The 14,022-nt window shown below is 72.4% G+C and carries 17 protein-coding genes; 11 read left to right on the plus strand and 6 right to left on the minus strand.

What is annotated here, in order from left to right; translation table 11 throughout:
• The first annotated feature begins 3 nt into the window (after nt 1-3).
• Complete coding sequence (locus TNCT6_RS01655; RefSeq protein ID WP_141355829.1) at nt 4-1,203, plus strand: glutathionylspermidine synthase family protein; 1,200 nt, start codon at nt 4-6, stop codon at nt 1,201-1,203.
• A 90-nt stretch (nt 1,204-1,293) separates the two neighbouring features.
• Here TNCT6_RS01655 and TNCT6_RS01660 read toward each other — a convergent pair whose 3' ends face one another.
• On the minus strand, nt 1,294-1,734 hold the full coding sequence (locus TNCT6_RS01660; RefSeq protein ID WP_141355831.1) for a hypothetical protein: 441 nt from the start codon (nt 1,732-1,734) through the stop codon (nt 1,294-1,296).
• 84 nt (nt 1,735-1,818) lie between these two features.
• Nucleotides 1,819-2,502 carry a metalloregulator ArsR/SmtB family transcription factor gene (locus TNCT6_RS01665; protein WP_141355833.1) on the minus strand — a complete coding sequence of 228 codons (684 nt, stop codon included), beginning with the start codon at nt 2,500-2,502 and terminating at the stop codon, nt 1,819-1,821.
• Between the two features lie 146 nt (nt 2,503-2,648).
• Here TNCT6_RS01665 and TNCT6_RS01670 point away from each other — a divergent pair, with 146 nt between their 5' ends.
• The 6 genes from TNCT6_RS01670 (at nt 2,649) to egtD (ending at nt 8,491) form a co-directional block, all read left to right on the plus strand.
• The gene (locus TNCT6_RS01670; RefSeq protein ID WP_141355835.1) at nt 2,649-3,062 is read left to right on the plus strand and encodes a hypothetical protein; all 414 of its coding nucleotides are present in this window, start codon (nt 2,649-2,651) and stop codon (nt 3,060-3,062) included.
• 249 nt (nt 3,063-3,311) lie between these two features.
• Entirely contained in the window at nt 3,312-3,767 is a 456-nt protein-coding gene (locus tag TNCT6_RS01675; protein WP_141355837.1) for a type II toxin-antitoxin system PemK/MazF family toxin, read from the plus strand.
• 296 nt (nt 3,768-4,063) lie between these two features.
• A complete protein-coding gene (gene egtA, locus TNCT6_RS01680) occupies nt 4,064-5,413 on the plus strand; it encodes an ergothioneine biosynthesis glutamate--cysteine ligase EgtA (RefSeq protein ID WP_141355839.1) in 1,350 nt (449 codons plus the stop codon).
• The gene (gene egtB / locus TNCT6_RS01685; RefSeq protein ID WP_141355841.1) at nt 5,410-6,741 is read left to right on the plus strand and encodes an ergothioneine biosynthesis protein EgtB; all 1,332 of its coding nucleotides are present in this window, start codon (nt 5,410-5,412) and stop codon (nt 6,739-6,741) included. The genes egtA and egtB overlap by 4 nt, the downstream gene beginning before the upstream one ends.
• Entirely contained in the window at nt 6,741-7,532 is a 792-nt protein-coding gene (egtC, locus tag TNCT6_RS01690) for an ergothioneine biosynthesis protein EgtC (protein WP_141355843.1), read from the plus strand. Before egtB ends, egtC begins: the two co-directional genes overlap by 1 nt.
• Nucleotides 7,529-8,491 (plus strand): L-histidine N(alpha)-methyltransferase, encoded by a 963-nt coding sequence (gene egtD / locus TNCT6_RS01695; protein ID WP_141355845.1) that lies wholly within the window; start codon nt 7,529-7,531, stop codon nt 8,489-8,491. Before egtC ends, egtD begins: the two co-directional genes overlap by 4 nt.
• Before the next feature lie 86 nt (nt 8,492-8,577).
• Here the strand turns inward: egtD and TNCT6_RS01700 are convergent, their stop codons facing one another.
• A complete protein-coding gene (locus TNCT6_RS01700; protein WP_141355846.1) occupies nt 8,578-9,825 on the minus strand; it encodes an extracellular solute-binding protein in 1,248 nt (415 codons plus the stop codon).
• 256 nt (nt 9,826-10,081) lie between these two features.
• Between TNCT6_RS01700 and TNCT6_RS01705 the strand changes: the two genes are divergently transcribed.
• A complete protein-coding gene (locus TNCT6_RS01705; RefSeq protein WP_141355848.1) occupies nt 10,082-10,297 on the plus strand; it encodes a dodecin in 216 nt (71 codons plus the stop codon).
• A 100-nt stretch (nt 10,298-10,397) separates the two neighbouring features.
• Here TNCT6_RS01705 and TNCT6_RS01710 read toward each other — a convergent pair whose 3' ends face one another.
• Entirely contained in the window at nt 10,398-10,889 is a 492-nt protein-coding gene (locus tag TNCT6_RS01710) for a hypothetical protein (RefSeq protein WP_141355849.1), read from the minus strand.
• Between the two features lie 95 nt (nt 10,890-10,984).
• Here TNCT6_RS01710 and TNCT6_RS01715 point away from each other — a divergent pair, with 95 nt between their 5' ends.
• A complete protein-coding gene (locus TNCT6_RS01715; protein ID WP_141355851.1) occupies nt 10,985-11,218 on the plus strand; it encodes a hypothetical protein in 234 nt (77 codons plus the stop codon).
• 10 nt (nt 11,219-11,228) lie between these two features.
• Here the strand turns inward: TNCT6_RS01715 and TNCT6_RS01720 are convergent, their stop codons facing one another.
• Together TNCT6_RS01720 and TNCT6_RS01725 are read right to left on the minus strand one after the other, a co-directional pair.
• Nucleotides 11,229-11,522 carry a hypothetical protein gene (locus TNCT6_RS01720; RefSeq protein WP_141355853.1) on the minus strand — a complete coding sequence of 98 codons (294 nt, stop codon included), beginning with the start codon at nt 11,520-11,522 and terminating at the stop codon, nt 11,229-11,231.
• A 4-nt stretch (nt 11,523-11,526) separates the two neighbouring features.
• Complete coding sequence (locus tag TNCT6_RS01725; RefSeq protein ID WP_308789458.1) at nt 11,527-12,084, minus strand: universal stress protein; 558 nt, start codon at nt 12,082-12,084, stop codon at nt 11,527-11,529.
• A 108-nt stretch (nt 12,085-12,192) separates the two neighbouring features.
• Between TNCT6_RS01725 and TNCT6_RS01730 the strand changes: the two genes are divergently transcribed.
• Together TNCT6_RS01730 and TNCT6_RS01735 are read left to right on the plus strand one after the other, a co-directional pair.
• Entirely contained in the window at nt 12,193-12,819 is a 627-nt protein-coding gene (locus TNCT6_RS01730) for a DinB family protein (protein WP_141355855.1), read from the plus strand.
• 46 nt (nt 12,820-12,865) lie between these two features.
• Nucleotides 12,866-13,951, plus strand: a complete 1,086-nt coding sequence (locus TNCT6_RS01735; RefSeq protein WP_141355857.1) for a MerR family transcriptional regulator — start codon at nt 12,866-12,868, stop codon at nt 13,949-13,951.
• The last annotated feature ends 71 nt before the right edge of the window (nt 13,952-14,022 follow it).

Below are 14,022 nucleotides of genomic sequence, written 5' to 3' on the forward strand. Positions count from 1 at the left end.
TCCATGAGACGCGAACCCCGCACCCCGAGGGCCGGCTGGGAGCAGACGGTCCTGCGGTCAGGCCTTCCGTTCCATACCGAAGTACTGCCCGACGGCCGCACGTTGCCCTACTGGAACGAGAGCGCCGCCTACGTGCTCACCTCTCGCGAGGTGGACTACCTGGAGGACGTCACCGAGGAACTGCACGCGATGTGCGTGGCGGCGGCCCGGCACGTCCTGGAGAAGGGCGACGTCGAACGCCTCGGCATCGACCGCCGCTGGGCGAGACCCATGCTCGAGACCCTCGAGAACGAGTCGCCGAGCATCTACGGCAGGTTCGACTTCGCCTGGGACGGCTCGGGCGACGCCAAGCTGTACGAGTACAACGGCGACGTTCCGGCGGCGCTCCTCGAAGCCGCCGTGCTGCAATGGCAGTGGCTGGAGGACGTGCACCCGGACCGCGACCAGTTCAACACGATCCACGAGCGCCTGGTGCGGACGTGGCAGCGGCTGGCTCCGCGGCTGGGCGGCCAGGTCCACTTCGCGCACTCCGCCGACGAGCCCGACGAGGACATCATCACCACGGCGTACCTGCGGGACACGGCCGTCGAGGCGGGCCTTCCCACGGTGGGCCTGACGATGGAGGACATCGGCTGGCACAGCGGCATCCGGCGCTTCGTGGACCTGAGCGACGTACCCATCGACTCCTGCTTCAAGATGTATCCGTGGGACTGGGCGTTCGAGAGCGTCTACGCCCCGCAGTTGGAGGCCGGGCCCCGTTCGACGCACTGGCTCGAGCCGATGTGGAAGGCGCTGCTGTCCACCAAGGCGCTGCTGGCGGTGCTGTGGGAGCTGTACCCCGGCCACCCGAACCTCCTGCCGTCCTACCTCGACGGTCCCGGCGATCTGGCCGAATGGGTCGCCAAGCCCCTGTGGGGCTGGGAGGGTGCCTCGATCAAGGTCCGTTCCGCGGAGCACCACTTCGACCAGGCCGGCCCGTTCGACGACGGCCCGTTCCTGTTCCAGCAGTTCCACCGGCCGCCGTCCTTCGACGGCAACCACATGGTGATCGGCTCGTGGGTCATCGGTGGCAGGTCGGCCGGGATCGGCATCCGCGAATCCAACGAGATCGTCACCGACCGCCGGTCCCGTTTCGTTCCCCACCTCATCGACGCGCCGCGTTCCACTCCGGAGCAGGTCGCGCACTGGCTGCGGAACGGCTGACCTCGGCACGGCATGGGCGAGGCGCCCGTCCGGCCCGGCGGCAGGGCGGTGTGCCCGGGGACTCGCTTCCGTGGCCCCCGGGGCCGCCGGTCACGCCGCCAGCAGGCTGATGCCGAGGGCGATCAGGACGGCCACCTTGACGATCTCCAGGGCCACGTAGGCCAGGTGTCCGCGTGAGCGAGGCCGGTCCTCGCCGGCCTCTTCACCGGCCAGGACCAGGTCGGACCTGCGGTTGAGGCGGGGGCGTACGAAGGCCAACTGGGCGAGGAGCAGCACGGCGACGGCCGCGGTCAGCCCGGCGACGCCCGCCGGGGGCCCGCCCGCGGCGACCGCGGCGATCACCACGACGGCAAGGGCGGTCTCGACGAGGTTCAGCGCCCGGAAGACCAGCCGGCCGATGCCCAGTCCGATGGGGATGGTCACGCCGGGGGCCCGGAACTTCAACGGGGCCTCCAGGAAGGAAATGGCCAGCACCATGCCGAGCCAGACGAAGGTGACCGCACCCGCGAGGGCGGCCGCCGTGGTGTTCATCGATGTGTCGCCTTTCTGCGAGGTGTGCAGGAACTGCCAGGGCCTGCCGGGTCCGCCGAAGCGCGGCCTCCGCCGCCCTTCACGTCACCCGTCCGGCATCGCCCCGGCCGGGCGGGTGGCCAGGTGGGCCAGGCAGGAGTCGGGGGCCGCGAACGGTTCCAGGCCGGTCGCGACGAGCGGTGCACGCAGTTCGGCCAGCGCCCCCTGCATCAGGCCCAGATGGATCGGGCATACCAACTGGCCGTGTTCCTCGGCCAGTTCGAGGAAGGGGCAGTGGCGCAGCCGGATCCGCTCCGGTGGTTCCCCCGCGCCGCCGCCCTCGGGCTCCGGGGCGAAGCCCAGGTCGTCCAGGAGGGCGACGAGCCGGGCCGCCGCCCGCTCGGCCGTGGGCGGCGGCGAGGGCGGCAGCGGATCGACCAGGAAACCGCCCCAGGCGCGGCCCGCCTCCGTCGCGGCCTCCCGCGCCCCGGGACCCTGGGACGTCAGTTGCCCGAGCAGGATCTGCGCCAGGAGCCGGTAGCCGCGTGTGCCCCGGCGGTCCATGCCGGGCCGGGGGGCGTAGACGGTACGGGGGCGGCCGGGCCCCGAGGGTTCCTCGACCTGGCGTACGACGACGCCCTCGGCCACCAGGGCGTCGAGATGGAAGCGCACGGTGTTGGGGTGCAGCCCGATCCGCTCGGCCGCCTCCGCGACCCCCAGCGGCTCGGCCGCGGCCCGCAGCATGTCCAGCACCTCGCGTCGGCGGGGGCTCTCCCGTGGGGTGGTCACGTCCACTCAGCTCTTCTCACCCGAAGCTCTTCTCACCCGGAGCAATTTTCACGAATCCTACATGTAATAATCGTAGACCCGGGACGCGGGCCCGGGGCATGACGGTCCCGGGAGGAACGGCCGTATCGGGGAATGAGGGGTGCACGATGACATCGCCTTCCGAGCACGGCACCGGACCGGGCGGCCCGGCGGAGCCGGAACCGCGGGTCCTGTGCGACGCCCGGGCGCTGGCCGACGCCCCGCCGGTACCGGGCGGCGTGCTGTGGAAGCTGGCGGAGTCCGGGCGCCAGCTCGACGCGAACGTCGTACGGCTGGCGCCCGGCACGGGCGTGGCGCCGCACCGCGAACCGGACCTGGACGTCCTGCTGTTCGTCGTCGCGGGCGATGGTGTGCTCGGCGCGGGCACCGGCGACGAGCCGCGGCAGCTGACGGAGGGCGCGGCGGTCTGGCTGCCGCACGGCTCCACCCGCAGCCTCACCGCCGGCCCGGACGGCCTGGCCTACCTCACCGTCCACCGGCGCCGTCCCGGCATGCGGATCCGCCCCCGTGACGGGGCTTGACGCGCACGCTCTAGTGCTGTGGCCGGGAAGGTTTGCCGGGAAACTCGCGGCGTCCGGTGCTGGGGGGCACCTCCCACGCCGTTCAGGCAGTGGGGGAGCATCGCAAGGCGGAGCATCACCCGCGTACTGGATGTACTCGGGTGATGCGACAACGCGGCGTGGGGGTACCCCCGGCCGAAGGCTGGGGGAGTGCCGTGCCGGCCGTCGCGAGCCGGTGAACCCTTCCGGTCACAGCACTAGGGTTCCCCCGTGACTGCCTTTACCGATGAGACCGACGAGAACGTGCCCGGCCGTTACGGCCCCACCGCCACCACGGAGGCCGACCCGCGCGACGTCGGCCGGGTGCGCACCGAGTACGCGCCCGCGCACGACGGCGACCCGGACCCCGGAGAGATCGTCTGGACCTGGGTGCCCTTCGAGGAGAACGACGGCCGGGGCAAGGACCGGCCGGTGCTGGTGGTGGCCCGGGAGGCCGCCGGGACGCTCCTGGCGGTGCAGCTGTCCAGCAAGGCGCACGACGGCGACCGCGAGTGGGTGGCCATCGGGAGCGGCCCTTGGGACCGGTCGGGACGGGATTCGTGGGTGGACGTCGACCGGGTGCTGCGGCTGCACGACGACGGCATGCGCCGTGAGGCGTGCGCGCTGGACCGGATGCGGTTCGGCCTCGTGGTGCACCGTCTGCGGGAGCGCTACGGCTGGAGCTGACGCGTGGGCCGCGCGCCGCGGCACGCGGATCACCCGGTCGGAGTAGCACCGGGCACGGGGGGCCGGTCCGCCCGCGGGACTCCCGCGAAGGGGGCGGACCCATGCGGATGTGCCGGGCCCCGGCATCGCGGGTGAGCGTCTGAAATATCGCGGATACGGAGATTTGGCGCCACGATTGTCGCGATTTGCACCCTTGTGCGAATCGGCCGGAGGGTTTTGGCTGGGACGGTGCGGCCCCGGCCCGGCCCTCCGACCGCCGGGCCGGTGGCATGGTGGAATCTCAGGAGGATCCCGACATGTCCGATGCGCAACCCCCCTCGGCGGGCGGCCGTGCGGAACCCCGTACCGCCGTCACCGAAGCCGAGGCCCAGGCTCTGGTCAGCGGCATCTGCTTCAAGACCGGACCGCCCCGCACCCTCGGGGTCGAAGTGGAATGGCTCGTCCATGAGCTGCGTGCGCCGCGGCTTCCCGTGACACCCGAACGTCTCGAAGCGGCCTACGCCGCACTGCGGACCATGCCCCTGAGGTCGGCGTTCACCGTCGAACCCGGCGGCCAGCTGGAGTTGAGCTCGCCGCCCGCCGCCTCCCTGATGGAGTGCATCGGTACCGTCTCCGCCGACCTCGACACCGTCCGCGCCGTACTGGCCGAGGACGGACTCCGTCTCGTCGGTGTCGGCCACGATCCCTGGCACACCCCCCGCAGGTTCCTGCGCGAGCGGCGCTACGACGCCCTGGAGGCCTGTCTGGACCGCTCCGGCCCGGCCGGCCGGCACATGATGTGCGCCTCGGCGTCCGTGCAGGTCTGTGTGGACGCCGGCCACGAGGAGCCCGGACCGCTCGGCCACGGGCGCCGCTGGTGGCTGGCGCACCACCTGGGCGCGGTTCTGGTGGCCGCGTTCGCCCACTCCCCGCTGGTGGCGCGGCGCCCCACCGGCTGGCTCTCCACGCGGCAGCTGATGTGGATGGAGATCGGCCCGGGCCGGGCCGGCGCCCCCGCGCTGAACGGCAGCCCCCGCACCGCCTGGGCCCGGCACGTGCTGGACGCGCCGGTGATGTGCGTACGGCACGAGGACCGGCCGTGGGAAGTGCCCGACGGGCTCACCTTCCGCAGGTGGATCAGCTCGCGCCGGCCGAGGCCGCCGACCCGGGAGGATCTCGACTACCACCTCACGACGCTGTTCCCGCCGGTCAGGCCACGGGGCCACCTGGAACTGCGCATGATCGACGCGCAGCCCGGCGACGACGGGTGGATCGTGCCGCTGGCGGTCACCGCGGCGCTCTTCGACGACCCGGAGGCGGCGGAGACCGTCTACCGGGTGGTGAAGCCCCTCGCCGAGCGGTCCGGGCCACTGCCCGCGCCGCACAATCCGCTGTGGACCGAGGCGGCCCGCTCCGGGCTCGCCGACCCCGACCTGCGCGAGGCCGCCGTCGCCTGCTTCGCCGCCGCCCTGGAGGCCCTGCCCCGGCTCGGCGCCACCACCGAGGTCACGGACGCCGTCGCGGCGTTCCAGGACCGCTACGTCCGCCGGGGCCGCTGTCCCGCCGACGACCTGCTGGACCGGCTGCACGGCTCGGAGAACCCCGGATCCGGCCTCCGTACGACCCGGGGAACCCCCACCGTCCACGGGAAGGACATCGCGCCATGACCGATCCCGCCCTCGACGACGATACGTTCGACGCCGAGACGCTGCGCGAGCGCGCGCTGTGCTCGCTCACCAGGGCCCGTGACCGCACGACGCTGCTGACCACCTGCGTGGAGGAGCCCGACCTCACCGCCCAGCACTCGCCGCTGATGTCCCCGCTGGTGTGGGACCTCGCCCACATCGGCAACCAGGAGGAGCTGTGGCTGCTGCGGGCGGTCGCCGGCCGCGAGGCGATGCGCCCCGAGATCGACAGCCTCTACGACGCCTTCGAGCACCCGCGTGCCGAACGCCCCTCGTTGCCGCTGATGGCCCCCGACGAGGCCCGCGGCTACGCGTCCGAGGTGCGCGGCCGGGTGCTGGACGTACTGGAGTCCACCGCGTTCCACGGCACCCGGCTGACCGAGGCGGGCTTCGCCTTCGGCATGATCGCGCAGCACGAGCAGCAGCACGACGAGACCATGCTGATCACCCACCAGCTGCGCCGGGGCCCGCAGGCCCTGACCGCACCGGACCCGGAGCCGGTCCCGCCGTTCACCGGTCCGCCCGAAGTCCTCGTCCCCGGTGGCCCGTTCACCATGGGCACCTCCACCGAGCCGTGGGCGCTGGACAACGAGCGCCCCGCGCACGTGCGCGAGGTGCCGCCGTTCCGGATCGACACCACCCCGGTGACCAACGCCGCCTACCAGGCGTTCGTCGAGGACGGCGCTTACACCGAGCCCCGCTGGTGGGCACCGGACGGCTGGACCCACATACGGCGGCACGGCATCGACGCGCCGCTGTACTGGCGGCGTGACGGCGGGCAGTGGCTCCGGCGCCGGTTCGGCGTCACCGAGGCCGTACCGCCCGACGAGCCCGTGCTGCACGTGTGCTGGTACGAGGCCGACGCCTACGCCCGCTGGGCCGGGCGCCGGCTGCCCACCGAGGCCGAGTGGGAGAAGACGGCGCGCCACGACCCGGCGACCGGGCGCTCGACGCGCTACCCGTGGGGCGACGCCGACCCCACGCCGGAGCATGCCAACCTCGGCCAGCGGCACCTGCGCCCGGCCGCGGCCGGCAGCTATGCGGCCGGGCAGTCGCCGCTCGGCGTACGGCAGTTGATCGGGGACGTGTGGGAGTGGACGGCGAGCGACCTCACCCCCTACCCGGGCTTCACCGCGTTCCCGTACAAGGAGTACTCGGAGGTGTTCTTCGGGCCCGAGTACAAGGTGCTGCGCGGCGGTTCGTTCGCCGTGGACCCGGTGGCCTGCCGGGGCACGTTCCGCAACTGGGACCACCCGATCCGGCGGCAGATCTTCTCCGGGTTCCGCACGGCCCGCTCGGAGGCCACCTGATGTGCCGTCACCTTGCGTATCTGGGACCCGAGGAGCCGCTCGGCCGGTATCTGGTGGAACCGGCGCACAGCCTGTACCGGCAGGCGTGGGCGCCCCGGTACCAGCGGCACGGGACGGTCAACGCCGACGGCTTCGGGGTGGGTTGGTACGCGGACGGCGACCCGGTGCCGGCCCGCTACCGCCGGGCCGGGCCCATCTGGGCCGACCTGTCCTTCGCCGATCTGGCCCGGGTCGTACGCACCTCGGCGCTGCTCGCCGCGGTGCGGGACGCGACCCTCTCGGGCGCGGACGCGGAGGCCGCGGCGGCGCCGTTCGCCGCGGGCACCTGGCTGTTCAGCCACAACGGCGCCGTCACCGGCTGGCCGGACTCGCTCGCCGCGGTGTCCCGGACCCTGCCGCCGCGGGACCTGCTGGCGCTGGAGGCCCGCAACGACTCGGCGCTCGTGTGGGCGCTGGTGCTGGCCCGGCTCCGCGGCGGTGACGAGGAGGGGCAGGCGCTCGCCGACACCGTCCTGGAGGTCGCCGCGGCGGCCCCCGGCTCGCGGCTCAACCTGCTGCTCACCAACGGTGAGACGATCACCGCGACCGCCTGGGGCGACAGCCTGTGGTACCTGGCCGAGCCCGGCCGCCGCACGGTGGTGGCCTCCGAACCCTACGACGACGACCCGCACTGGGTTCAGGTGCCCGACCGCGCCCTGCTCGCGGCGAGCCGCACGGACGTCCTGCTCACCCCGCTGAAGGACCCCACCGAGGACCTGGCATCCGCACGATCCGAGGAGCCCCGCACGTGAGTGAGTTCCGTATCACCCGCACCCTGCCCGAGGACGCCATGGCCGCGGCCCTGCGCGCCGACGTCCAGAACGGCCTGACCTCCGACCCCAAGACGCTGCCGCCGAAGTGGTTCTACGACGCGCGCGGCAGCGAGCTGTTCGAGCGGATCACCGAACTGCCCGAGTACTACCCGACCCGTGCCGAGCGGGAGATCCTCGCCGGCCGGTCCGCCGAGATCGCCGCCGCGCTGCCCGCCCGCACCCTCGTCGAACTGGGCTCCGGTTCCTCGGAGAAGACGCGTCTTCTGATCGACGCGCTGCCCCGGCTGCACACCTACATCCCCGTCGACGTCAGCGACACCGCGCTGGAACAGGCCGGGCGGGCCCTGGTCGCCGAGCGGCCCGGACTGAACGTGCACGCGCTGATCGCCGACTTCACCGCCGCCCTGACGCTCCCCCACTCCCCCGGCCCACGGCTGCTGGCGTTCCTCGGCGGCACCATCGGCAACCTGCTGCCCGGCGAACGCGCCGAGTTCCTTGCCTCGGTGCGTGCCCTGCTCTCCCCCGGCGACGCGCTGCTGCTCGGCACCGACCTGGTCAAGGCCGAGGACGTGCTGGTCGGGGCGTACGACGACGTCGCCGGAGTGACGGCCGCGTTCAACAAGAACGTCCTGAGCGTGGTCAACCGCGAACTGGGCGCCGACTTCGAGCCGGACGCCTTCGACCACGTGGCGCTCTGGGACGCGACGAACGAGTGGATCGAGATGCGGCTGCGCTCGCGCACCGCGCAGACGGTGAAGGTGCCCGCGCTCGATCTCGCCGTGCACTTCGCGGCGGGCGAGGAATTGCGCACCGAGGTGTCGGCGAAGTTCCGCAAGGACCGGGTGAGCGCGGAACTCGCCGCCGCGGGGCTTGGGTTGGAGCGGTGGTGGACCGACGGCGAGGCACGCTTCGCGCTGTCCCTGAGTGTGGCACGGTGACCGGGGCGGGACACCGGACACCCTGACCTCCATACCCCCGGGGTCCTCCGGGCGATCGCCCGGGGGATGCCGGGGGATGCCGGGGGCTACCCCAACTGCTCGGTGATCCGCTGTGAGGCGCGGCGGGCCTCCGTCGCCGGGTCGCCGCCGGAGAGCACCTTCGTCATGTAGTCCTTGATCGGGTTGTCGGCCTCGACCGTGGCCCACTGCGGCGTGTTGGGGGTCGCCCGGCCGTGTGCGGCGCCCGCCGCCATGGCCGCGACCCCCTCCTCGTCCGCGACGGCGGTGGCGAGCTTCGTCTTGTTGGGGACGTAGTTCATGGTGCGGGCCAGGTCGGTGTCCCACTTGGTGCCGGTGAGGGCGGCGACCACGTCGACAGCGCCGTCCCGGTCGGTGGTGTTACGGGGCACGACGAGGTCGGAGCCGCCGGTGAACACCGTGCCCGGCCGGGCGGCGGTCCTGCCCGGCACGGGGAAGAAACCCAACTTGTCCTTGAGGTCGGGGTTCTTCTCCACGATGGTCTGGGCGAGGCCGGGCACCGCCACGATCTGCGCCACCTTCCCCTCGGCGAACACCTCCGCCTGCGGCGGGTGTTCCTCGTCGGCGTCGACCGGGCCCCGGCCCAGCGCCTGGAGTTGCCGGTAGAAGTCCATGCCGCGCAGCGCGGCGGCACTGTCCAGGGCGCCCTTCCAGCCGCTGTCGGTCTCCGTGGCGAGGTCGCCGCCCTCGTCCCAGATGAAACCGGACAGCGTGTACCAGTCCTGTCCGGCGAGGTAGATCCCCTGGTCGGCCGCGGAGTTGAGCTTCTCGCTCGCGGCCAGCCACTCGGCCCGGGTGCGAGGCGGCTTCGTGATGCCCGCCCGCTCGAACAGGTCCTTGCGGTAGATGACGACCCGGTTGGCCGCATACCACGGGATGCCGTACTGGGAGGAGTTGTCCAGCCCCGGTTCGGCCAGGCCGGGCAGCCAGTCCCGCATGCCCCAGTCCCGCATCGACTCCAGCGTCAGGTTGGTCAGCCTGCCGCCCTTGGCGTACTGCGCGACCTGGGTGTTGCCGACCTCGATGACGTCGGGGCCGTCCTCGGAGCGATTCGTGAGCGCGGCCTGCACCTTGGGACCGATGCCGGTCCACTCCTGGATGCGGATGTCGAGACGCAGGTCTCCGTGGGTGCGTTCGAAGTCCTCGGTGAAGCGGTCCAGGAAGTCCTGCGACGCGCTGCCCTTCATCATCCACACGGTGACGGTGTGCCGCCCGCTTCCGCCTGGCGACAGCACGCCGCAGGCACTGACCAGGAAGGAGGACGCACACACCAGAGCGAGGAGGCGAGGTCTCACGAAGGGTCCTGTTCTTTCCGACGCACAGGGAAGGGGCCCGACGTGGGGGGACGAGCAGGGGCTCGCGCGGGTGTGGCTGCGATTTTGGTATGGACCAATGCCCGGGTCAAGTGATGTCCCGCTTGCCGTACTTCCTCGTCTCGCGCCCCGCCTCCGCATGCGGCACGGTGGAGTGACGCGCGCCACACGCGCGCCCGGAAGTCGTGACGCCCTTTACTCGCGTCACCGGCGCCGCCCGCCGAGAGGAGCCACCCTCATGACCGACCACACCTACCGGGTCACGGAGATCGTCGGCAGCTCGCACGAAGGCGTCGACCAGGCCATCCGCAACGCCATCACCCGCGCCTCGCAGACCCTGCGGAACCTGGACTGGTTCGAGGTGACCCAGGTCAGGGGCCAGATCGAGGACGGGCGGATCGAGCACTACCAGGTCGGCCTGAAGGTCGGCTTCCGGATCGAGGACACGGACTGACGCCCCTGCGTCCCTCGCTCTCGTACGTCCCTCTCGCACATCCCTCTCGTACGTCCCCGTTGGCGCGTCCCCCTCGATGCGTGACTGGCGCTCCCGCGGCTCAGGTACGCCCCTTGCTCTCCTGCGCGGTCCTCAACTCGGCGGACGGCGCCGTCCAGCGGGCGCGCAGGACGCGGAACCCCGCCTGTTCGGCGTCCTCGCACACCAGCTCGTCGTCGTCCACGAGGACGCGGATCTCCCGGTCGCGGGCGAGCCGCCGCAGGATCTCCAGCTTGGTGCGGCGGGCCGGCCTGCGGTCGCCGTCGCGTCGCATGTGCAGGCGCCCCTCGGGCAGCCCGTGGGCGGCCAGCCAGTCCAGGGTGTCCCGGCGGCACCTCTCGGGTCGCCCGGTGAGGTACACGACCTCGCACTCCGCCGCGCTCCGGCGGACCAGCTCCACGCCCTGCCCGATCGGCGGATCGTGGGGCGCGGCCGCGAAGAAGGCGTCCCAGTCGCGCGGGCGGCGCCGGAGGAAGCGCTGCCGGTGCGCCGTGTCGGCGAGGGTGTTGTCCAGGTCGAACACGGCGAGCGGCCGTCTGTTGCTGTCCGTCACCCCGACAGCGTAATCGGGCCCTCCACGGAGCGGGCCCGGGCGTGGACCGCCGCCGTCCGGATGCGGCGGCGCGGCCCGCATCCGATGCTGGGTACATGCCCGGACCACTGCCTGTGATCGTGCACCCGCCCTCCCCGACGGGCGGCCGGCGCGTCCGCGTGAACGGCGAGATCCTGGGGCTGGCCTACAGCGTCGTCGATGTCGCCGAGTTCCTGCGCCGCGCGGGGCTGGACGTCGATCCCGTGGAGGTCTCGGTCTCCCCGCTGATCGACTGGCGCGGGGGCGGCCCGGAGTACTGGGGTCCCGAACCCGACGACACGCGCGCCTGAGTGCCGCGGTTCAGGTCGTCTCCCTCACCCGCGTCTGCTGGACGGTGGCTCCGCCACCCGCGCTGACGGCGGCCACCACGGCCTGGTGCAGTTCCCGGCTGTGCCGCTCGGTACGGCAGGGAACGGGGCTTCCGGTCAGGGTGAACCACTCGGTTGTACCGGTGTACCCGACCGTCACGTCGGCCTCGTTCCCGTCCCAGGTCGTGTGGACGGTCAGATTGCCGGTGACGACGCCGGCCTCGTCCGTTCGTACGCCGCCCCGGCCGGTGAAGACCCCGGGGGTGGTCCAAGATGCCCAGGCCATGCCGTCAACCTTCTTCCCTGCTCCTGCGCTCGGGTCGCGTGCGCTTTCCACAGTCACCCGGCAGCCCCCGTGCGTCATAGGGCCACATGGCCTCACCGCACGCCGTCGGCCCCATGGGCGGTGCTCGGTACGGGGCCGCGGATGACGACCACCGGGCACTCCGCGTGCTGAACGAGGTGCTGGCCGACCCCAGCAGCGCATCGGTGAACCCGCCGTGCCCCCGGTTCCCCACCACCGGCAGCTCCGCCCCCCGGGAGGCCGCGAGCAGCACCCCCGCCGGGTTCCCCTGTTCGACCCGGGACCGGATCTCGACCGGCCGGTCGGTACCGAAGGTCTCGTCGAGCGCCTGAGCGAGGATCTTCGCCGCGTTGTCCGCGAAGTCGAACCCGGCGGCCAGGGCGCTCGTGCCGTACCACATCGGGTACTCCCACACGGTCACCGCCTCCACCACGGCACCCGTCAGAGCGGCCTGCCGCGCCGCCCACCGCAGAGCGTCCTCCGACGGCCCCGAGCCGTCGACACCGACCACGATCCGCGCGACGGACACCGCCCGCTCACCCATGGCTCACCTGCCTCGGATCCGTACCTTCAGCTTGTCGCCCGCACCCGTCCCACGCACCCGGGGGACGGACCGGACCCGTTGTCAGCGGCGGCTGGAAGACTGCCCGGCATGATCGAAGCAGACCCGAAGGCGAACCTTCTCCGCTCTCTGCAAGACGCCCGTGACGCCCTGCTGTGGAAGCTCGAAGGGCTTTCGGAATACGACGTACGCCGCCCTCTGACTCCCACCGGCACCAACCTGTTGGGGCTGGTCAAGCACACCGCCGGCGTGGAACTCGGCTACTTCGGCGACACGTTCGGACGGCCGTTCTTCAAAGGGGATCCGCCGCCCTGGTGGTACACGGAGGACGCCGAGCCCAACGCGGACATGTGGGCCACCGCCGACGAATCGCGCGAGGAGATCACCGGGCTGTACCGGCGGGCGTGGGAGCACGCGGACGGGACGATCGCGCGACTGCCGCTCGACGCGACCGGTCACGTCCCGTGGTGGCCGGAGGAGCGGCGAGAGGTGACCCTGCACCACGTCCTGGTCCGCGTGCTGTCCGACACCCAGCGGCACGCCGGCCACGCCGACATCGTCCGGGAACTCATCGACGGGACCGTAGGCCTGTCGAAGGGCGCCGACAGCATCCCTCCGGGCGATCGCGCCTGGTGGGAGAACCACCGGCGCCGGCTGGAGCACGCCGCACGGGAGGCGGACGAGGGCTGGTCCCAGGCTGCTCCGGCTTCCGGTTGACCCTCGACCTGGTCGAGGCCTCAGGGTTCCGGACGTGGAGAGCGAGATGCGCAGTATCGGGGAGATGGCCCGGGACAGCGGACTGGGCGTGAGCGCGCTGCGGTTCTACGACCGGGCCGGGGTGCTGGTCCCGGCCTGGGTGGACCCGGTGAGCGGCTACCGCTGGTACGAGCCCGGACAGCTCGACGAGGCGCGGTTGCTGGCCCGGCTGCGTCGGGCCGGGATGCCGCTGGCGGACGTCCGGCTGGTGCTGGCCGGCTGGTCCAACGCGGACACCGACCTGGTGCGGGGACTCCTCCAGGCGCACCTGCGCCGCCTCGAACTGGGCCTGTCCGATGCCCGCGGCGAGTTCTCCGCGCTCAGAGCCGTACTCGCCCACAGGGAGAACCCCATGACTTCGCTCCGCACCGCAACCGTCCGCCTGTCCGTCTCCGTCCCGGAACTGGCCGCCGCACTGGACGCGGTCCGTTTCGCGGCGAGTACCGATCCGGAACTGCCGATGCTCTGCGGGGTCCTGTTCGACATCGAGGGCGAAGACCTGCGTACGGTGGCCACCGACCGGTACCGACTGGCCGTGGCACGGGCCCGGACCACCGGACACGACACGGGCCGGGTGCAGATCATCGTGCCCCTTCCCCTGGCCGACGCGATGCGGGCGCTCCTGGACGGGGAGGAAACCGCGGAACTCACCGTGGACGGCGGCCGCGTGACACTGAAGGCCGGCGACCGCGAGACGGCCGGCCAGTGCCTGGACCACGACTTCCCCGACTACCGCCGCCTCGTCCACCTGCCCGACGGGCGACGCACCCTCGTCGACGTCGCCGCCCTCCGCGAGTCCCTGACGACCGGCCCCGTCCGCACCAGCGAACCACGCAACCAGGACGGCCAGCCCTGCGACCTCAGCGTGCTGAAACTCGCGGACGACGGCACGGTGGCCGTCTGCGGTGACGGCGACGAGGCCCAGCAGCACCACATCGCCGTCAACCGCGACTTCCTCCACCACGCCCTCACCGCCGGATCCCGCCCCGAACTCCTCCTGGAGTTCACCGCCCCCAGGGCCCCCCTCGTCATCCGCCGCCCCGACGACGAGCACACGTTCTCCCTGCTGATGCCGGTCCGCCTGGAGAACTGAATCAGTCCGTTCGACGGCGGACTTGACCTCACCCCGTCAGCGCCCACTCCGGAAAGGGCTCACTCGTCACT

Source organism: Streptomyces sp. 6-11-2, from assembly GCF_006540305.1.
Classification (GTDB): Bacteria; Actinomycetota; Actinomycetes; order Streptomycetales; family Streptomycetaceae; genus Streptomyces.